Raw genomic sequence first — 19,317 nt, forward strand, 5'->3', positions numbered from 1 at the left:
AAGCGCTTGTTCGACTGGTTAGGAGATATATTCTCCGGTATTGGTGACGCCATCGGCGGCGTATTTGACTTTTTAGGAGAGCAAATTTCCAATGTAATCTGGAACACCATGCTCAAATGGATGTATGAAACTATCTACAATGCCGTTGCCGATTTTTTTACCCTGATGGGTAATATGGGCGCAGATATTTTTGATCTTGACTGGATTCAGGCGACCATCAGGCTCTTTACACTGTTTGGCTGGGCGCTTTTTGTCGCAGGTGTGGTTGTCGCCATATTCGATGTGGCGATTGAGTACCAATGCGGCAGAGCGAATATCAAGTCAACGGCTGTCAATATCCTCAAAGGCTTTTTTGCCTGTTCGCTGATTGGCATCGTCCCTGTGGAGCTGTATAAGTTCTGCATCAGCCTGCAAAACACTTTCTCCCGCGATCTGTCCGCTATTTTTGCAGGCGGACGAACCCTTGATCTTGCGGGAGAAAGCACCAGCGTGCTGGTGGGTAGCTTTGCGGTATCGGCAGACATCAATTTCAACCTATTCAACATCCTTGCGCTGATTGCCTTTGCTTACTGTGTAATCAAGATATTTTTCGCCAACATCAAGCGCGGCGGAATCCTGCTCATTCAAATGGCTGTAGGCGCGCTGTATATGTTCTCTGTGCCGAGAGGCTATCAGGACGGCTTTAATCAGTGGATGAAGCAGATTGCAGCCTTGTGTTTAACGGCATTCATGCAGACTTCGCTGTTATTCTTGGGGCTGCTGACCTTCCCCGGCAATATGCTGCTGGGGCTTGGCATCATGCTCGCCGCAAACGAAGTGCCGAGGATTGCGCAGCAGTTTGGACTTGATTCGAGCGTGAGAGTCAACATGATGAGCGTTGTTCACGCAACGACCACAGCGGTCAATCTGACGCGTTCTGTTGCCAGAGCCGCAGGAAAGTGAGGTAATGCAGCATGAAAGAAAACAAGGAACTCGAAAAAGACGATCTGCGTGTGGATGCAGATATGGATGTTGACTGTGACATCGGACAGGAAATCACGGTATATTTTGAATCATGGTTTGATGTGGATGAAAAATTCGGCATTCATATCAACGATGAGGACGGCGCATGGCTGAATCTGTACGGGAAATATAATCCTTTTGCAGATACGCTCCGCATCGAATGCGAGATCAGCCGCGATGATGGAAGCGAATACTTTGATTATGAGCCAACCGCTGCCGAAACACAGCTCATGAAAGACATGATAGCCGAAAAGATTATGCAAACACATGGTCAGACACCGCAGGAATTTTGCAACGAGACTTGCGGCGGTGCGCCGACAATGGGAGGGATTTCATGACACAGTATCTATACCCGCAGAATTTAAAAGCCACAGCCAACCTGTGGCTGTGGGGACTGCGGGATTTTTGTATTCTCGGCATTGCCGCACTGCTTTCCATTGTAGCGTTGGTGCAGCTTCGGATTGTGATCCCCGCTGCCGCCACGCTCTGCTATGGCTTTTTGACCATCCGTCTGGACGATACGACCATACTGGATTTTATGAAATATGCCGTGCGGTACTTTATATCAACCCAGCAATATTACGAATGGAGGTGACCGGCACATGGCAAAGAAAGAGAAACCGCAGAAAAAGAAAAAAGGACGCTCGGTGCAGAACTTAATCGGCATCAAGACATTTACGAAATACGGGCTCGCTACGAATAAGGGCGAGCTTTTGTTTTATCTTGTTTCCCCGACAAACATCTCTGTCCTCTCCTATGTGAACATCGAGATTAAAATCCGCCATCTGATGATGGTACTGTCTGCCATCCCTGATATCGAGATCACCTGCACCGACTCTTCCGAATGCTTTGACGATAACAAGGCATATCTGCACGACAGGCTCTCGGAAGAACAGAACCCAAAGGTGCGGAAAATCATCAAAAAGGACATTGATTTCCTCGACAATATCCAAATGGAGATGGCGACTGCAAGGCAGTTTTTGTTTATCGCAAGGCTGAAAAACACAAAGGACAAACAGACCTTTGATACTGCCAACCGGATTGAGAAAGTCATATCCGAGCAGGGCTTTGAGGTACAGCGGATGAAGAAAGCGGATATCAAGCGCTTCCTTGCCCTGTACTTTGAAGCCAGCATGAACGGAGAGGCAATGCCGGATGTGGACGGCGAACAGTTTTACGAGGTAGACAATGACGAAAACTCGGAAGATTAGCCTTGTCATCCTCTCTGTTCTGCTGTCGGTGGTATTGATCCTGTCAGGCGCAATGATTTGGAAGGAATTATCATCCCAACAGAAAGAAAAGGACGATTTTGATACCCTTGCCGAGCTGGTGGAGTTGCCGCCTGCCGAACCTATCGATGAAACAGCCTCTTCGTCGTATGAAACCCATGAAAAGGCAGAAGTCCTGCGGGATCTGTCGGAGCTTTTCACTCAAAATGGAGATTGCATCGGCTGGCTGTGCGTTCCCGATACGGCGGTCAACTATCCTGTCATGCACACGCCGGAGAATCCGCAGAAATATCTGCGCCGAAATTTCTACGGCGAATACAGCCAAAGCGGTGTGCCGTTTCTGGACTGTCAGTGCGATTTGGAGAGTGACAATCTTATCCTTTACGGTCATAACATGAAAAACGGCACGATGTTTTCCGCGCTTCGGCACTATACCGAGCAGTCCTTTTACTATGAACATTCGACCATAGAACTGCAAACAGCATCCGGTGCGGAGAAATATACTGTCTTTGCCGTTGCCGCTGTTCAGAAAACCGATGTTTGGTACAGTTTTATCCTTGCGGCCGACAGTGCGGAGTTTACCGAGCAAATAGAAATGGTTATGCAAAAATCGCTTTATGATACCGGCATTACACCTGTGTTTGGGCAGCAGATTATCACCCTGTCCACCTGTTACGGTTCAGGAAAAGACGGCAGGCTGCTTGTAGCAGCAGTAAAGACACAATAACTAAGAAAATAGATCAGTCGTTTTGCAAATGGCAGAACGGCTGATTAACATAGATTCCTTCTGCCTTTGCAAAACGGCAGAAGGAGGAAAAATGCTGAAACGCAAACCAAAAGTTTTGACACCGGAGCAGATGGAAGAAGTTCGCACAAAAGACTTCTTCGACATGATCCTGCCCGGCACGGTCAAATTTCTATCCGACCATTATATCCTTGGCGACAGCTATCGCTGTGTGTGGGCGATCCGTGAATATCCGCCCTCTACCGAAGAACAAGCCATCCTCTCGCAGCTTGCCGACCGCAGTGGCGTAACTTTGCGCATCTACCATCGCTTGGTGGAGAGCATGGAGCAGCGCAAAATTATCCAAAACGCTACCCGCCGAAACAAGCTGAAAAGCGGCGGCACCGATGTAAACGAAACCATTGAAGCGGAGGGCAACCTCCAAGATGTGGTGGAGCTGCTGGCGAATCTGAGAAAGAACCGTGAGCCGCTTCTGCACTGTTCGGTGTTCATTGAGTTAAAAGCACGAAACATGGACGCGCTCAAAGAATTACAGAGCGAGATAGCAATGGAGCTTACGCGCTCCAAGATGTCGGTAGACCGTCTGACCTTACGGCAGAAAGAAGGATTTCTCTCTGTTCTGCCTGTGGGCGCAAATCAGTTCGGCGCACAGTATGAGCGCGTCCTGCCAGCAAGCTCGGTGGCAAATCTATATCCCTTTAATTTTTCAGGCAAGACCGATCCGAAAGGCATCTATATCGGTAGAGATAAATTTGGCACAAACATCCTCGTGGACTTTGATCGCAGAGCCGAGGACAAGACTACAAGCAATATCCTCATTCTCGGAAACAGCGGTCAAGGCAAAAGCTATCTGTTAAAACTGATACTCACCAATCTTCGAGAATCGGGCAAGCGGATTATCTGCCTTGACCCAGAAAGCGAATACGAGGAAATCTGTTCGGCGCTGGGCGGCTGTTATATCGATTTTCTTTCCGGTGAATACACCATCAATCCGTTGGAACCCAAAGCGTGGAACGACAGCACAGATGATGTTGATCCCGACGCACCTGCGGCGTTCAAAAAGGTGACGAGGCTCAGCCAGCATATCGCCTTTTTAAAAGATTTCTTCCGCAGCTACAAGGATTTCAGCGACAGTCAGATCGATACAATTGAAATCCTGCTGTCGAAGCTGTATGCCCGATTCGGCATTACCGACAGTACCGATTACAGTGCAAAGAATCCGTCCGACTTTCCTATCATGGAGGATTTCTATAACCTGTGCGAAGAAGAATTTATGACCTACGATAAGCAGAGAAAATATCTCTACACCGAAGAAACGCTCCAAGAGGTATGCCTCGGCATCCACTCCATGTGCGTGGGCGCGGAAAGCAAATATTTTAACGGCCATACCAATATCACCGATGACGCTTTTCTTGTGTTTGGTGTGAAGGGCTTAATGGATACCAACAAGCGCCTCAAAGACGCCATGCTGTTCAACATCCTGTCTTTTATGAGCAACCAGCTCCTCGGCAAAGGTAATACAGCGGCGAGCATTGACGAGCTGTACCTCGGCAAAGGTAATACAGCGGCGAGCATTGACGAGCTGTACCTCTTTCTTACAAATATGACGGCAATCGAATATATTCGCAACGCCATGAAGCGTGTGCGTAAAAAGGAATCCTCGATCATACTGGCAAGTCAGAATATCGAAGATTTTCTGATTCCGTCTATCCGTGAGTTTACAAAACCGCTGTTTTCTATCCCTACGCATCAGTTCCTGTTCAATGCCGGACAGATCAATCCCAAGGAATATATGGACGCCTTACAGGTTGAGCCAAGCGAGTTTGAACTGATTAAATATCCCGAAAGAGGAACCTGTCTCTACCGATGCGGAAACGAACGATATCTCCTGCAGGTCATCGCTCCTGAATACAAAACGGCGCTGTTCGGAAAGTCAGGTGGACGATAATGAATACGGCAGAAGAAAAAAGAGTCCGTGAGCTGACGAAAGAAATCGCCGAACTCAAAAAACATCTGACCTTGAAAAGTGCGACAATGACAAACAGGAACACTTCCGATGAACTTGAGAAGATTGGCGAGCTGTTAAGCGAAAAGAATACGCTGACCGGTCTTCATGAGGACGCGACCTATCTTTATCTCGATGACGGCGAATGGTTTCGGGAGGTCAAAGGCTTTGTGGGCGAGGATTCCGGTATGCACGACTGTATGGGAATAGCGCTGAAGATCGGCGACACGGTATCTCTTAACGGATATCCACGGCTCGTTATGCAGGATATGCCTTCTCAAAAAACGCTCTTGGAATGCGGATGCAAAAAGATTAAGGATTGTTCGGAGATGGATATACAGGATGCTTTTAGCTGTGCCTTTACCGTCTCCCTTCACTCCTGTTTGGAAGATTACGAAAACAGCTTGTCTCACAGCATGGAGATGCATCTATGAGTGCCACCGTTGCCGCCGCCCTTAAAAAGATTGCGGTATCACTGCTGACCAATCCGAAGGTGGTGAAAACCATTCTTGGCATTGTGCTTGGAATTATTATCATAATCATCATGCCCATCGTGGCGATTGTCTCCATCTTCAACGGCAGCATTGAGATTGATACCGACCGTCTGCAAACGATGGTGGTGGAGAACCTCTCCGCCGAGGAACAGCAAAAGCTGCAGTTTGCCCAGGATACCATGTACGCCATTGAGGATGAAATGAAAACCGCAGGCTTTGGCGGCAGAGTAAAGGAAGCGCAGGTGCTTTATGTGCTTGCGCTCTCCGGCTATGCTTCGGAGGACGGCTTTGTCTCAAAGCTGGTCGGGTGTTTTGCTGAAGATCAGACAGATGCACAGCTTATCGTAGCGGTTAACTCCGCATTCGGCACGCAGCTTACCGCCGAAGATTTCGGAAAGATCATGGGAAACATCCGTGCTGTGGCAATCGACCTCTCCGGCTACACCGATCCTGCTACAAAGAATAATCTTGATCTTGTGCAGTGGGCAATGAAAGCGAAGAAAGCCGGATGGGGCTATGTGTACGGAACCTACGGTAATGTATTTGATCAGGAAATGTTTGATTTTAAGCTGGAACAATACCCGGACGAGGTTGGCGGTCATGAGGATTTCATCCGTCAGAATTGGCTGGGCAGGCGGACTGCAGACTGTGTTGGGCTGATTAAAGGCTATGGCTGGCTTGATCCCGAAACTAAGGAAGTCAACTACGGTACAAACGGTATGCCCGATATCGGTGCGGATACCATGTATGAGAACGCCACAGAGAAAGGCACGATTGATACCATCCCCGAAATCCCCGGATTGGCGGTGTGGCATGAAGGTCATATCGGTATCTATATCGGGAACGGCAAGGTGGTTCAGGCAGCGAACACTACGGCAGGCGTTATACTGACAAACCTTAGCGATACAGCATGGACGCACTGGCTGAAAATACCGTATATCAGTTATGTTGAAGAACAGGAGGAAACAAATTCATGAGTAAAAAAACAATGACACCTACAGAAGAACGGCAGAAACAAGAAAACGAAACCAATGAAATCCTGCTGGCGGAAGATGCGGTTCAGACCACAGCCTACCTTGCCAATACCCCGGACTGCTGTTCGGGAACTGAGCAGCTTGATAATATTCTCGGAATGCTCGGTGCAGATGTTATGGATGATGAAGTCTACCACAGCGAGGACGAACATCCAAAATTGTCTATGTGAAGGAGAAACCGCTATGAAAATCAATGTACCTCTCCGCAGAAAAGATACGGAGATTGAAACAAACCCCTGTGTGGTAGAGAAAACCGTAGAATTGTCTGCTGATTGGTTTGATCATTTCTCGGAAAACCTGTTGAACGATTATGATTTCATCCTCGAAAACACCGACTGTATGTATGAGGACACAGACGGTGTATACCATTGTCTGCTGGTGTTGGGCGAAGGTCGGGATGACGGCATTCTCGTAGAATCCGAAGGCAGCGCCTACGCCCGATATTCTGCATTTGTTCCCAATGCCCGTCAGCTTTTGCGGCAGGATCAGCGATATGATCCGGTATTGCAGGATTACTGCGACCGGATGCAGGCGGCAATGAACGAGATTGTGCGAACTGCACCGTCTCATCATCAGAACGGTATGCTGCGAATCCTATTATCGGATTTTAATCCCAGCCCCGGCGAATATCCGCTTGACACAGCAATGCTTTGCGAGATGTTAAGCAGTCAACCGGAATTTGATGCGGTAGAGCTGTTTGAAAATGAAATCATCATGCAGATGAATCCGCAGTATATACCGGCAGAAAAGGAACAAAAGCAATCAAGCGAGCAGGATTGGAGCGAACCCGCCGATCCTGTTCTTTCTATGTGAAGGAGAAGCAGATGAAAGGAAAAATGAAATCCCTGTACGGGATATATAAAAAGCACGGGCGCGAGGCGTTCCTTGACGCAGCAAAAAGCTACTCCGCCCATGTGGGCGGCACCATCGAAGATACCCTTGCTGAGATGGAATCCCGATGGTATGACGGCAGTCAAACCATGACCGAGGCTGAAAAGATGATCAATGATTACAACAATGGGCTGACGGCGCTGAACGAACAAGAACATCCCTCTGTCGATATGGCACAGCCCCAAATGAATTTGTGAGGTGAACATCATGAAAAAAGCAGTAATCCCTGTGTCTTTTGACGCAGAGAAGCTCTCTGCCGCCAAGCTGTATATGGCGCAGAAAGACCTCTCCTTTGAAGATGAAATGGAGAAAGCCGCCGATGCGCTGTACAGCAAATATGTCCCTGCCGGTGTGCGGGAATTCATTGAACTGAATGCCAGAAACAAAACAGCCGCCAAACCGAAGAAACCGAAAGTTGTCCCTTCTTCTGCTGTGGGCGTTAAATCCGGCACGGATGGTGATTCCGATTGAGAAGCCAGAACTTCGGCATCGAAATTGAGATGACCGGACTGACAAGAGCAGCGGCGGCAAGAATTATTGCCGGACATTTCGGTACACAGGCAACTCATATAGGCGGCGGGTATGACACTTATACGGTCAGGGATAACCGCAACCGCCAATGGAAACTGGTGAGCGACGCCTCCATCCGATGCAGAAACGGCAACAACCGTTCGGCAAGCCGGGACTACTCGGTAGAATTTGTTTCTCCGATTTGTCAGTATGAGGATATCGAAACGGTACAGGAGCTTGTGCGCAAACTTCGTGCAGGCGGTGCAAAAGTTAATGACTCATGCGGTATTCATGTTCATGTGGATGCTTCCTCCCATACACCGCAGACGCTCCGAAATATTGTGAATATCATGGCGTCCAAAGAAGATTTGCTCTATAAGACATTAAAAGTTCAGGTCAGTCGCGAGCATTACTGTCAAAAAACTGATACCCGGTTTTTAGAGGAACTCAATCACAAGCGCCCTCGGACGATGGATGAAGTGGAAAGGATGTGGTACAACGGATACGGTGGACGATATATTCATTACGATGACAGCCGTTACCATGCGCTCAATCTGCACAGTGTGTTCTCAAAAGGCACGATTGAATTCCGTATGTTCAATTCCACACTTCATGCCGGAGAAATCAAATCATATATTCAATTGTGCCTTGCCATCAGCCATCAGGCGCTTGTGCAGCGAGGTGCCTCTCGCATCAAGACGCAGCCGGAAAATGAGAAATATACCTTCCGCACTTGGCTTTTGCGGCTGGGACTGATCGGTGATGAATTCAAAACCGCCCGACAGCATCTGCTGAAAAATTTAGAGGGTAACATTGCATGGCGTGATCCGGCGCAGGCAGAAGCACAAAAGGCAAGGCTTGCCGCCAAACGGCTGGCAGAACAGGAAGCGGAAGAACGACTGTCAGAGGAAGAAGTAATCACAGAACTCGATGAGCAGGAGCAAGACGCTCCTGCTTTTTCTATGCAGATGTAAGGAGTGAAAAGTTAATATGAGCAAACGATTATATGTTGCCTACGGCAGCAACCTTAATATCCGCCAAATGAAATACCGCTGTCCCGGCGCGAAATTATACGGAACAGGCGTGATTGACAATTACGAGTTGCAGTTCAAGGGACAGCCGCATAGTGCTTTTGCTACCATTGCTCCGAAGGAAGGCTCTTCGGTGCCTGTCGCGGTATGGGAGATAAAGTCGCAGGATGAAAGATCGCTCGACCGCTACGAGGGATATCCCGCCCATTATTTCAAGCAGAATGTTCCCGTACAGCTTGACAGTGAAGAAGTAAATGCAATGGTGTATATCATGAATCTCAAGATGGGATTCGGTCTTCCGACTCCGTATTATTACCAAACCGTGCTGGAAGGATATCACAACTGCGAGCTGGATACCGATATTCTTGACAATGCCGTCAAAGACAGCACACAGAAATATTACAGAGAGTGCAGCAATCGGTTCGGTCAGCAGACGCTGTTTAACATTTCCGATTCGGATGACGATCCCGAATATGAAAACGAAGATTTTGATGATGAGGAAGAAGAACTTGCAAATGAGGAACCGGAAATGGACGAGTCCGATCCCTTTTATTTTTCGGAGGGGATGCATTGGTGAACCGTATCAAAGAAATAAAAAAACAGCTTGAAGACAGGTATTGCTACGACCGAAAACTCAAGGAAAAAGATGTGCAGCGGCTAAGACGAAATATTCCTTCTGATTTTTCGGAAACGGTTGCCGCTTCTCTCATTGTCGGTTGTCTTCGCCTCGACGCAGTTCTCTATCGGTCAGATGACACCCTTCGGTTCGGATACGATGTGTTCGTCAAGGACGATCCGGCGTTGCCGGAGTGGATCTGTTATGATACGCTTCCCGAACCGGTCAGCTTAAAGGAAGCAGATATGCTGTCTGTACTGGACCGCTTCGCCGATCAGTGCGGTCTCTCCTTTACCGAAAGCTGCTTCTCTCGTCTTGACGGCAAGGTTATCAAAAAAGAAAAACCGAGCCTGTGAGCCGCCGTGTCGCCCCGTGTGCCGATTATAACGCCGAAGCGGAGAAAGTACCCGACCGACAGGCTTTGCACGAATTTGGGCGGTTTCTGAGGGAACGGCAAAGATGGCAAACACAACGGCAAATCGCCCGGCATTTGCCTGCGATTTGGTTGCAGGATAAAGGCGGGTGGCTGTAAACGCCCCTTCCGCCGGTTCACAGCAGCCCGCAATGCGGACTGCGTCAGGGTTTGTGAGCCTTTTCGGTTTTTGCGGTTTAGGTACACCTAAACTGCCGTATGCAAGGAAAATACGGCGGTTTTAAGGTGGCTGTCAGAAAGGAGCAGACGCCTATGGAAAAAGAAAAGAAAATACGCATTCCGCTGTGGCTTTACCCGTCTGTGGAAGATAAAATCATGAAGAATTTTGAAGCGGATAACTGTAAAAGTCCCAGCGAATTCATAGAAAAAGCAATCATTTTTTACTGCGGATATCTTGCGAGCGAGGAATACAAACAGTATCTTCCGAATGTCATCATCTCTACGATGCAGGGCAGCCTCGACTCCTTCGAGGATCGGATGGCAACTCTGCTTTTCAAAATTGCGGTAGAGCTTTGCATGATGCTTCATGTGACGGCAGCGACGAATCAGATTGACGAAAGCACGCTGACAAAACTGCGTGGTATGTGCGTAGATGAAGTGAAAAAACTGCGCGGATCGGTGCGGCTTGAAAATGCTGTGAAGTTTCAAAACGGTAATTAAAAATGGCAAAGATTATTTTGAAATCCCGGTATCTGAAATCCGGCAGCAGACTGCACTCGGAACATCTCATCAAATATATCGCGCAACGCGACGGCGTTCAGAAAATAGATGACACATGGCGGTATAAACCTGTCAGCAAAGAACAGAAGAAACTGATTACAGAACTCACTGAAGAATTTCCCGACATGAAAAACAGCTTTGAATATGCGGACTACCTGTCCCATCCAAGCAAAGGAACGGCTTCGGAATTTATCACCCGCGCTATTGAAGATAATGTCGATCTCATCGGCAAGAGAGAAAACTATGTGGAGTATATTGCAAAGCGCCCCCGTGCAGAACGACAGGGCGAGCATGGTCTGTTTACGGATCAGAATGTGCCGATTAACCTTTCAAAGGTTGCAGCGGAAGTAGCAAATCATGACGGGAATGTGTATACGCATATCCTGTCTCTTCGCCGCGAGGACGCTTCCCGTCTTGGTTATGACAACGCCTATGCGTGGCGAAACCTTGTACGCTCCCAAGCAGAAACAATTGCCAAGAACATGAAGATACCGCTTTGTGATCTGCGGTGGTATGCTGCATTTCACAATGAGAGCTATCATCCTCATATTCACATGGTCGCTTACTCTGTGGGGAAAGAACCGTATCTCACTAAACAAGGAATACGAAATATTAAGGCGGCATTTGCCCGTCAGATTTTCAAGCATGATCTGATGCAGGTGTATATCGAGCAGACCAACCAGAGAAATGCTTTGGTACAGCAGAGCCGTGATGTTCTCTCGGACATCATATCACGAATCAACTCCGGCAGCTACGATAACCCTATTGTTACGGATCTATTGGTGAAACTGTCGGAGCAGATGAAAAATTACAAAGGCAAAAAGGTATATGGGTATCTTCCGCAGGCAGGTCGCAATATCGTGAACGCAATTGTGGATGAGCTGGCAAAGGACAAAGATATTTCTGCGCTTTATGATTTGTGGTATGAACAGCGTGATACTATCACCGGCACCTATCAGGATGAGCGCGATACTCGGATGCCGCTGTCACAGAACAAAGAATTTAAGGCAGTCAAAAACGCTGTCATACAGGAATCGCTGAACATCCTCTATGACCGTATCACCTTTGAAGAAGCAGTATCCGAACCGAAAGAATTCACTCTCGATGAGCAGGAACCGGAAGAAACAAAGATAGAATCGTCTGCGCCTAAAAAATGGTGGAGCGATCCCGACCATCCGCTGTTTCAATACCGCAAGGCAAAAGCATACCTCGACAAAGACAGCCTTCTATACGATCCAGCTGAAGCGGTGCAATGGCTTCTGCTGTCCGCTGCGCAGGGGTACGAGTATGCACAGTACCGTCTCGGCAAGCTATATCTTTTGGGAAATGAAATAGAACAGGATTTCCAGCAAGCCGAAAGCTGGCTCGAAAAAGCCTCCGATCAGGGCAACAGCTATGCGAAATATTCTCTTGCAAAGATGCACCTTGCCGGGCTTGCTGTACAGAGCGATGAAGTGAAAGCGATCCGGCTCCTTCGGGAATCTGCAAATGACGGGAATGGGTGGGCGCAGTATCTGCTCGGTAAATTCTGTTTTCGAGGTGAGCATATCGAAAAAGATGTATTTGAGGCAGAGCGCTTGCTGAACTCTTCTGCAGAGCAAAAAAACAGTCAGGCACAATATCTCCTTGCAAAATTGTATCTCTGTGAAGACGGGGTTCCAAAGGATACAGGAAAGGCTCTTCATTGGCTGTGGGAATCCGTAAAACAAAAAAATCAGTACGCACAGTATCAGCTTGGAAAAATGCTTCTGTTCGGCAAAGACGCTGAACAGGATATTCAAAACGGCATTGCTCTGCTGTTGGACTCCGCCGAACAGGGCAATGTGTATGCCGCGCGTCTTCTGCAGAACTACTACAGTGGAAGAATGACAAAACCGTCTGTCAGCATGGCGTCTTTTCGCCTGCTCTCTCATCTTGCCCAAATGTTTGAAGACCGTATTCGCAGAAATGAAGACGGCCAGCGAATGGAGATCGACAGAAAGCTCCGGCAGAAGATTGAAGAAAAGAAACAGGCGCATGGATTGAAAATGGGATAACCGAGAAAGGAGTTACCATGTCAACGAAATATATTCATTTCACAGAACAAGAAAAAGAACAGGCGCGACAGATAGACATTGCACAACTGCTCCGTAGTCAGGGCGAAGCCTTGAAACGCTCCGGCTCAGAGTATGAATGGAAAGAGGGATCGCAAAAAGTCACCATCCGGGGAAACCTGTGGTTTCATCAGTATGAGCGCACCGGCGGCGATGCGATTGACTTCGTCAGACGGTTTTACAACAAATCCTATCCTGAAGCGATGGAATATCTCCTCGGCGGCTGTTCGGGTACGCTTGTTGTTTCTCCACCGGTACAGAAGAAACCGCCGAAACCTTTTGCACTGCCAAAAAGCAACGATAATATGCGCCGCGTCTATGCTTATCTCATCAATTGCAGAGGCATAGACAGAGATGTCCTCTATACTTTTACGCACAAAGGAATGATCTACGAATCAGCCGAATACCATAACGCGGTGTTCGTCGGCTTCGATCAGAACGGTATACCTCGCCATGCTCACAAACGAGGCAGCGGATCACAAAGCACCTATAAAGGAAATCAGGACGGCAGTCTGCCGGAATATAGTTTCCACTAGATTGGCTCAAGCAACAAGTTGTTTGTTTTTGAAGCTCCAATAGATATGCTGTCCTTTATTTCCATGCATAAAGACGGTTGGAAAAAGCACAGCTATGCCGCATCCTGTGGCGTGTCTGACCATGTGCTGTGGCAGATGATCAGGGATAACCCCAATATCAAAACGGTTTACCTTTGTCGTGACAATGACGAAGCCGGACAGCTTGCCAACAAACGAACATCGGTTGCGCTTTTTTTGAAAGGCATTCAACATGAAATCCTCGTTCCGATCCATAAAGACTGGAACGAGGATCTTTTATATCCAACGAAACCGGAGGAATCAGAATGTTTCAGTCAACAGCTTATGTAAAGAAAAATACAATCAATAGGTAAAGGAGTGATGAATTATAATCGAAAGTGTGCTGCCTTATGACAGGCAACATTACTATGCTGATTGTGTTGGGTGTTGTTATGTTCGCCGTTCTCGGTGGAATAACGCTCCTATCACATATCTATAGCCTCAACAACATCAAAAGCAAAACGGTCGGCGACGGACAGCATGGCACAGCTCGGTTCGCCTCTAAATCAGAAATCCGCAGAATCTACAAGCAAATACCGTTTACACCTGATGAGTGGAGAAAGCAGGCGAAGGAAAACACTCTTCCGAAGCTGCCGCAGGGAATTATCGTCGGCTGTCAGAGCAAAGGCGGTAATACCATTGCATATGTAGATGACGCCGATGTGCATTGCATGATGGTGGGTGCGGCAGGCTGCGGAAAGACTGCCTATTGGCTGTATCCGAATTTGGAATACGCTTGTGCTTCTGGAATGTCTTTCTTGACAACTGATACGAAGGGCGATCTGTATCGGCACTACGGCGGGATCGCAAAAAACTGTTACGGATATAATGTTGCGGTGATCGATCTGCGTAACCCCACCAAGTCAGACGGCAACAATATCCTGCACCTTGTTAACAAATATATGGATATGGCGAAAGAAAATCCGCAGGATATCGCTCTCCGTGCCAAAGCAGCGAAATATGCAAAAATCATTGGAAAGACCTTGATCTACGCAGACGGCGACGCTTCCGCTTATGGTCAAAACGCCTTTTTTTATGACGCGGCTGAAGGTGTTTTGGTTTCTCTCATTTTGCTCATTGCCGAATTTGCGCCCAAAAACCAGCGGCACATTGTTTCGGTGTTCAAGCTGGTACAGGACTTGCAGGCACCGAGCAATGTCAAAGGCAAGAATCAGTTCCAGCTCTTAATGGACAGACTTCCTGCCGATCATAAGGCAAGGTGGTTTTCCGGCGCGGCATTGAACACCGGCGATCAGGCGATGGCGTCCGTCATGTCAACCGTAATGTCACGCCTCAATGCTTTCCTCGACAGCGAGATGGAACAAGTACTGTGCTTTGATACAGCAATTGACGCGGAACGCTTCTGCAATGAAAAATCCGCCGTATTCATTGTTATGCCGGAGGAAAATCCCAACGCTTATTTTATGGTCAGCCTGCTCATCCAGCAGCTATACCGGGAAATTCTCGCTGTGGCAGATGAGAACGGTGGAACACTTCCGAACCGTGCTATGTTCTATTGTGACGAATTTGGTACTCTTCCGCCTATCCAATCTGCTGAGATGATGTACAGCGCCTCCCGCAGCAGGCGGCTTTCCATTGTCAGCATTATTCAGAGTTATCAGCAGCTTGAAAAGAATTACGGAAAAGAAGGCACCGCCATCATACAAGACAACTGTCAGCTCACTATCGCAGGCGGATTTGCGCCTTCAAGCGAAACGGCGGACATCATTTCAAGGGCGCTTGGCACACGGACAGTTATGACCGGTTCGGTTTCAAGAAGTAAAAATGATCCGTCCCAATCACTGCAGATGACCGAAAGAGCCTTAATGTCGGCAGATGAACTAAAGAGTATGAAAAAAGGCTCATTTATCGTAATGAAAACCGGAACACATCCCTTTATATCAAAGCTCAAGCTGTTTTTCAAGTGGGGGATTTCTTTTCCTGAAAACTCCTATACAATCACCGACAAGGGCGCTCGCCGTGTGCATTATATCAGCCGCGAAACGCTCATCAAAAATATTACCGCGAGATATCCGCAGGAAAAGAAACCGCGCGTTCCTGCTGCAAGTCCGCCGTCAGGCGGTCAGATGATGACCGAGCCTGCCGAAGCAACCTTTGCACAGGAAGTCAATCACGCAGCACAGCAGGAAAAAATTGCGAAACCGATACGGACAGGTTAAGGAGGTGGTTTTGTGCCATATTACACCAAGCTGTATCAAACCGACCTGCCGCATCGTGCAAAGCTGGTGTATATCTATCTCCATGACCGCATGGATGCGGAACACAAGGCATGGCCGGGGCTTAACACCATTGCAAAGGATCTGTCGCTCTCCCGAAGTACAGCAAAGCGGGCTGTCAAAGACTTGGAAAAAGCCGGTCTGATACGAAAAGAGCCGCACTACCGTGAAAACGGAAGTGCGACCTCGAATCGATATTATTTACTTTGAAAAATCTATTTCCACTCCAAGGGAGTATTATGCCTTTTTTGTGGACTGAGGGGCGGTTCATTATGGACTGCCCCTAAGTACCCACTTTAAGAGAGATTACAGCAGAAAGAAAACATAAGTTTAGTAGCCTTATTGCATTTTCTATATTACTTTTCTGTGCCGTCTCCGTGGAGAATCCAGTCTGCATCATAGCCAAATTCAAGGGCGATCAGCTTAGCGAGGGAGGGAGAAATGGTCTTATTTTTTTGCGTATCCGGCCGGCTGTTGCCTGTAAGGATATACACATAGTTCACGGTAATACCAAGTCTGCGGGCAAACTCGGTTTTGGATATGTTCTGCTCGGATACAATCTGATTCAATCTGTCAGCTAATGCCATTTGTTTTCCCCCTTTCTCCTTCTTCCTGCTTCATAATGGCGGAATAACGCAAAAGCTGTTTCAGAGAATGCACATTCAGCTTGGTGTAGATATTTCTGTTGTGGAAACGAATGGTAGATTCCTTCAAGCCGGTCAGCGCCACGATTTCTTTTACGGTTTTCCCGGCAATATACAGACCCAGGATTTCTTTTTCCCTTTCTGTCAAAAATTTGAGACCGTTTTTGAAATCCTCATAATCATAAGGATCCACCTCGTTCTTCCTGGAATATGCCAGCCTCTCGACCTGCTGCATAGTTTCGTCGTGTGCATTCCGGATTTGATCCAGCGAAGTCTGCATATCGGCTTTTTCTCTTCGCATCGTATCAAACGCCGCTTCATTGATGCGGTCCTGCTCGGCAAGAAAAGCGAACAGGTCGTCTATTTCCGAAATACCGGAATCCCTGTCATATTCTTTCTGTTTGAGCTGCTCCAAGCTTTTTTTAATCGGCGACAGATACCTGCGTGTAAAGAAATAACTGCATCCGATCGTTGCTGTGAGAATAAGCAAAACGAGCAATATAATTCGTATTGTGTCATCTAAAACCCATCTGTCAAAATCTTGTTTGGGAACAAGAGCTGTTAAATAAAAAGTATCACTGTCTTTACATAGGTTTACTTGCTTTGTTACACCGATATAAGACGAAGTGTCTCCCCGGAATAAGGTCAGCCCGTTGCCGAGAGAAGAAGAAATATATGGTCCGTTCGGCGATAAATAATATCCGTCCGTTATACCGCAGCTGAAACTGTCTGCATGATTTATCATACTTTCGCTGCCTTTGTTGATTGTAAATACAGTGTGTTCCAGCTTGGACGGCTGGCTGAATGTGTGCCTGAAATAACTCTCGCTGATCTCAAACCCGCACAGTCCGTATACCGTTCCGTTCCTGCCGATAATCGGGAGCGTCATTAGCACGGCTCTTTCCGATGTTCCCGTAAGAGTAAATATATCGGAAAGGCGATATGCATTGGTTAGCGGCTGTTTGGAATCGGCCGTTAATTGATCGGAATTTGGGAACAGATCCGTATTAAACTCCAACCTCCATTTTCGGTGGGGCATAACGCCGTGTTCCTTTCCGAGCTGTGCAAGTCCGCGATAAAGCAAAATACCGGTATCCGAGTAATCTAAAGAGCTGCGCTGCAAATACAAACCCGAGCGAGAGCTTGCAGCGTTATCTGCGTCCGCATTGACCGTTGCATTCAGAACAATAAAGGCGCCTGAACATTTAGCCTCAAGAAGCTTTTGCCTGAGTATATTGAAAGTTGCTTCCTGAACAGCGGCAATGTTTATCTCTGAATCACTGATGTCTGAAAAGCCGATATGATTTTCTGAAAGGTACTTTTCAATAGCATCGGCAGTATCGACAGACAGCTGAATGCTCATAACGGACAATCCTTCAATATGGGATTCAATTTGCCTGTGAAATACATCCGCCTGGAAATCCAATGTTTCAAAAGTTGTTTGCTCTGCGCCTGTAAATTGCCCTAATAACAGCAGTCCGGAAAACAGCAATGTCAGGACAAGCGCTACGAGGATAAGCATATAGGCCAAAAGCTTTCGCTTCATGGATCGCTTTTTACCTGTAAAACCGGGCAACAATTTCATGCCGTCACCGCCTTACTCTATCGAGCGAAACAATTCCCATGTTTCGGCTACCAGCTTGGCGGCGTCTTCACCGTTTGCAAATCTTTCCGCAAGCCGGGGCTGCATCTCACGCAGCCTGTCATACAAAGCGTAAATTTTTTCGTAATATCCGGCAAATGACGGCTCTCTGATTGCGGTTGCCGTTTCGTTCACCTCAAAAAGCGTTGTATAAAGATTTTCATATGCCTTGCTTTCAAAATCGTAATCTTTGATTTTTTCAAAAGAGCCTTTGTTGACAGGCATATATCCCGTAGAGGCTACAAATTCAAAATTACGCGCCTCTTCGGTGATATAGCGTGCAAATACAGCAGCAGCCTCTGCTTTCTGCTCAGTAGTCTTGTACGAGCAAAGCCCGACACCGGCAAGTGTTATAAGCAAATCCGCGTCTTTTGTTTTCGGAAGCGGTACAACCTGCAAATTCATCGGTTCCGTTGTGTTATCGGGATATGTAATGACATCGTTGTAATAAAGAATGGACGCGCTCGAACCGATACCGGCAATCACCTCGCCCGTCATTACCATTGTGTTGGAATAAAGGTCGGAAACAACGATGTGCCCTTTGGAAATCGCCTGGGCAAACTCCATCCAAGATTCCTTGAAAACAGGATTATCAAAGTCGTACCAACCGTCCTCGGTATAAAAGTTTTCGGCGCCTTTTGAAAGCGCGTTCAGCTCAACGCAGCGAATGGGATAATCCAATGCGCAAAAAGGCTCACCGCCGGACCAGTCATAATACTTTTCCGCAACGGAAAAGAAGCCGTCCCAGGTGGAGAGATCATCATAGGATACATTCGCGTCCTTTGCAAAACGGTCAAACTGCATGCCGGCGACATACAGAACATGAGTGGACTTGGAAACGGGGAATACCGCAAGGACATCTCCGATTTTGCCATCTTCCAAAAATTCCGGCACATAATTGTTTAATTCATCTTCGGTAAATAAGTCGTTCCAATTCAGTAAATTTGCAACGCCGAGTTCCTCTGCGTTGCTGCTGTGGCAAAAAAACAAATCCGGCATGGAGGGAACACCCGGAACTTCGTTTTGGGCGTCCAATAGTTTCTGACCAATCTGGGAGGTGTTGGACATCAGGGTAACGTTGATGATGATGCCCTTCTCCGCTCCCACCGTGTGATTGAATTCCTCAATCAGCCGGTTCATGGGAGAGTCGGCCTGCTCACCGTACACATGCCACATGGTCAGAGTAACCGGATTGTCAGGATCCAGCTTTGGTTTGTCAGAACAGCCGGTGAAGGCAAAACAGAACGTCAGCCCGATCAAAAAGAAAGATAGCAGTTTTTTCATAAAAACCTCCTCGGTGGGGATACCACCACAGACTACCTATCTGTTTTCCTATCAAAACCGCCCGTAAAGAGGCTGAAAACATCATATTTTTTTAATCCGACCTATCAATTCGGG

24 protein-coding genes are annotated in these 19,317 nt (G+C 47.5%); 21 read left to right on the forward strand and 3 right to left on the reverse strand.

Features of this window, described 5'->3' with window-relative positions; translation table 11 throughout:
- Window positions 1–6 precede the first annotated feature (6 nt).
- From CZ360_RS10080 to CZ360_RS10180, 21 genes are all read left to right on the forward strand, one after another.
- Complete coding sequence (locus tag CZ360_RS10080; protein ID WP_229408040.1) at window positions 7–942, forward strand: conjugal transfer protein TrbL family protein; 936 nt, start codon at window positions 7–9, stop codon at window positions 940–942.
- Window positions 943–953: 11 nt separating this feature from the next.
- A complete protein-coding gene (locus tag CZ360_RS10085; RefSeq protein ID WP_077534079.1) occupies window positions 954–1,340 on the forward strand; it encodes a hypothetical protein in 387 nt (128 codons plus the stop codon).
- Window positions 1,337–1,597, forward strand: a complete 261-nt coding sequence (locus CZ360_RS10090; RefSeq protein ID WP_077534080.1) for a hypothetical protein — start codon at window positions 1,337–1,339, stop codon at window positions 1,595–1,597. Before CZ360_RS10085 ends, CZ360_RS10090 begins: the two co-directional genes overlap by 4 nt.
- A 7-nt stretch (window positions 1,598–1,604) precedes the next feature.
- Window positions 1,605–2,213 carry a hypothetical protein gene (locus tag CZ360_RS10095; protein ID WP_077534081.1) on the forward strand — a complete coding sequence of 203 codons (609 nt, stop codon included), beginning with the start codon at window positions 1,605–1,607 and terminating at the stop codon, window positions 2,211–2,213.
- The gene (locus CZ360_RS10100) at window positions 2,191–2,958 is read left to right on the forward strand and encodes a class B sortase (RefSeq protein ID WP_077534082.1); all 768 of its coding nucleotides are present in this window, start codon (window positions 2,191–2,193) and stop codon (window positions 2,956–2,958) included. Before CZ360_RS10095 ends, CZ360_RS10100 begins: the two co-directional genes overlap by 23 nt.
- Window positions 2,959–3,049: 91 nt before the next feature.
- The gene (locus CZ360_RS10105) at window positions 3,050–4,924 is read left to right on the forward strand and encodes a VirB4 family type IV secretion system protein (protein WP_077534083.1); all 1,875 of its coding nucleotides are present in this window, start codon (window positions 3,050–3,052) and stop codon (window positions 4,922–4,924) included.
- A complete protein-coding gene (locus tag CZ360_RS10110) occupies window positions 4,924–5,415 on the forward strand; it encodes a hypothetical protein (protein ID WP_077534084.1) in 492 nt (163 codons plus the stop codon). Before CZ360_RS10105 ends, CZ360_RS10110 begins: the two co-directional genes overlap by 1 nt.
- A complete protein-coding gene (locus CZ360_RS10115; RefSeq protein ID WP_077534085.1) occupies window positions 5,412–6,452 on the forward strand; it encodes a hypothetical protein in 1,041 nt (346 codons plus the stop codon). Before CZ360_RS10110 ends, CZ360_RS10115 begins: the two co-directional genes overlap by 4 nt.
- A complete protein-coding gene (locus CZ360_RS10120) occupies window positions 6,449–6,679 on the forward strand; it encodes a hypothetical protein (protein WP_077534086.1) in 231 nt (76 codons plus the stop codon). Before CZ360_RS10115 ends, CZ360_RS10120 begins: the two co-directional genes overlap by 4 nt.
- Window positions 6,680–6,692: 13 nt before the next feature.
- Window positions 6,693–7,322 carry a DUF6329 domain-containing protein gene (locus CZ360_RS14205; protein WP_205411123.1) on the forward strand — a complete coding sequence of 210 codons (630 nt, stop codon included), beginning with the start codon at window positions 6,693–6,695 and terminating at the stop codon, window positions 7,320–7,322.
- A gap of 11 nt (window positions 7,323–7,333) precedes the next feature.
- Complete coding sequence (locus CZ360_RS10130; protein WP_077534087.1) at window positions 7,334–7,597, forward strand: hypothetical protein; 264 nt, start codon at window positions 7,334–7,336, stop codon at window positions 7,595–7,597.
- A 10-nt stretch (window positions 7,598–7,607) separates the two neighbouring features.
- Complete coding sequence (locus CZ360_RS10135) at window positions 7,608–7,871, forward strand: DUF6103 family protein (protein ID WP_077534088.1); 264 nt, start codon at window positions 7,608–7,610, stop codon at window positions 7,869–7,871.
- Between the two features lie 29 nt (window positions 7,872–7,900).
- Complete coding sequence (locus CZ360_RS10140) at window positions 7,901–8,884, forward strand: amidoligase family protein (RefSeq protein ID WP_077534809.1); 984 nt, start codon at window positions 7,901–7,903, stop codon at window positions 8,882–8,884.
- 16 nt (window positions 8,885–8,900) lie between these two features.
- Window positions 8,901–9,518, forward strand: coding sequence for a gamma-glutamylcyclotransferase family protein (locus CZ360_RS10145; RefSeq protein ID WP_077534089.1), 618 nt, complete (start codon window positions 8,901–8,903; stop codon window positions 9,516–9,518).
- Complete coding sequence (locus CZ360_RS10150; protein ID WP_077534090.1) at window positions 9,515–9,913, forward strand: hypothetical protein; 399 nt, start codon at window positions 9,515–9,517, stop codon at window positions 9,911–9,913. The genes CZ360_RS10145 and CZ360_RS10150 overlap by 4 nt, the downstream gene beginning before the upstream one ends.
- Window positions 9,914–10,242: 329 nt before the next feature.
- On the forward strand, window positions 10,243–10,650 hold the full coding sequence (locus CZ360_RS10155; protein ID WP_077534091.1) for a hypothetical protein: 408 nt from the start codon (window positions 10,243–10,245) through the stop codon (window positions 10,648–10,650).
- Window positions 10,651–10,652: 2 nt separating this feature from the next.
- Entirely contained in the window at window positions 10,653–12,746 is a 2,094-nt protein-coding gene (gene mobP3, locus CZ360_RS10160) for a MobP3 family relaxase (RefSeq protein ID WP_077534092.1), read from the forward strand.
- 17 nt (window positions 12,747–12,763) lie between these two features.
- Window positions 12,764–13,339, forward strand: a complete 576-nt coding sequence (locus tag CZ360_RS10165) for a DUF3991 domain-containing protein (protein ID WP_077534093.1) — start codon at window positions 12,764–12,766, stop codon at window positions 13,337–13,339.
- An 18-nt stretch (window positions 13,340–13,357) separates the two neighbouring features.
- Window positions 13,358–13,687, forward strand: a complete 330-nt coding sequence (locus tag CZ360_RS10170; protein WP_267872684.1) for a toprim domain-containing protein — start codon at window positions 13,358–13,360, stop codon at window positions 13,685–13,687.
- Window positions 13,688–13,746: 59 nt separating this feature from the next.
- The gene (locus CZ360_RS10175; RefSeq protein WP_077534095.1) at window positions 13,747–15,576 is read left to right on the forward strand and encodes a type IV secretory system conjugative DNA transfer family protein; all 1,830 of its coding nucleotides are present in this window, start codon (window positions 13,747–13,749) and stop codon (window positions 15,574–15,576) included.
- 12 nt (window positions 15,577–15,588) lie between these two features.
- Window positions 15,589–15,843 (forward strand): helix-turn-helix domain-containing protein, encoded by a 255-nt coding sequence (locus CZ360_RS10180; RefSeq protein WP_077534096.1) that lies wholly within the window; start codon window positions 15,589–15,591, stop codon window positions 15,841–15,843.
- Between the two features lie 146 nt (window positions 15,844–15,989).
- Here CZ360_RS10180 and CZ360_RS10185 read toward each other — a convergent pair whose 3' ends face one another.
- From CZ360_RS10185 to CZ360_RS10195, 3 genes are read right to left on the reverse strand one after another with little or no spacing between them, the layout of a single operon-like run.
- Window positions 15,990–16,220 (reverse strand): helix-turn-helix domain-containing protein, encoded by a 231-nt coding sequence (locus CZ360_RS10185; RefSeq protein ID WP_077534097.1) that lies wholly within the window; start codon window positions 16,218–16,220, stop codon window positions 15,990–15,992.
- Complete coding sequence (locus CZ360_RS10190) at window positions 16,207–17,862, reverse strand: helix-turn-helix domain-containing protein (RefSeq protein ID WP_077534098.1); 1,656 nt, start codon at window positions 17,860–17,862, stop codon at window positions 16,207–16,209. The genes CZ360_RS10185 and CZ360_RS10190 overlap by 14 nt, the downstream gene beginning before the upstream one ends.
- A 12-nt stretch (window positions 17,863–17,874) precedes the next feature.
- On the reverse strand, window positions 17,875–19,203 hold the full coding sequence (locus CZ360_RS10195) for an ABC transporter substrate-binding protein (RefSeq protein WP_077534099.1): 1,329 nt from the start codon (window positions 19,201–19,203) through the stop codon (window positions 17,875–17,877).
- Window positions 19,204–19,317: the final 114 nt, after the last annotated feature.

This window comes from Massiliimalia massiliensis (assembly GCF_900155615.1).
Classification (GTDB): Bacteria; Bacillota; Clostridia; order Oscillospirales; family Ruminococcaceae; genus Massiliimalia; species Massiliimalia massiliensis.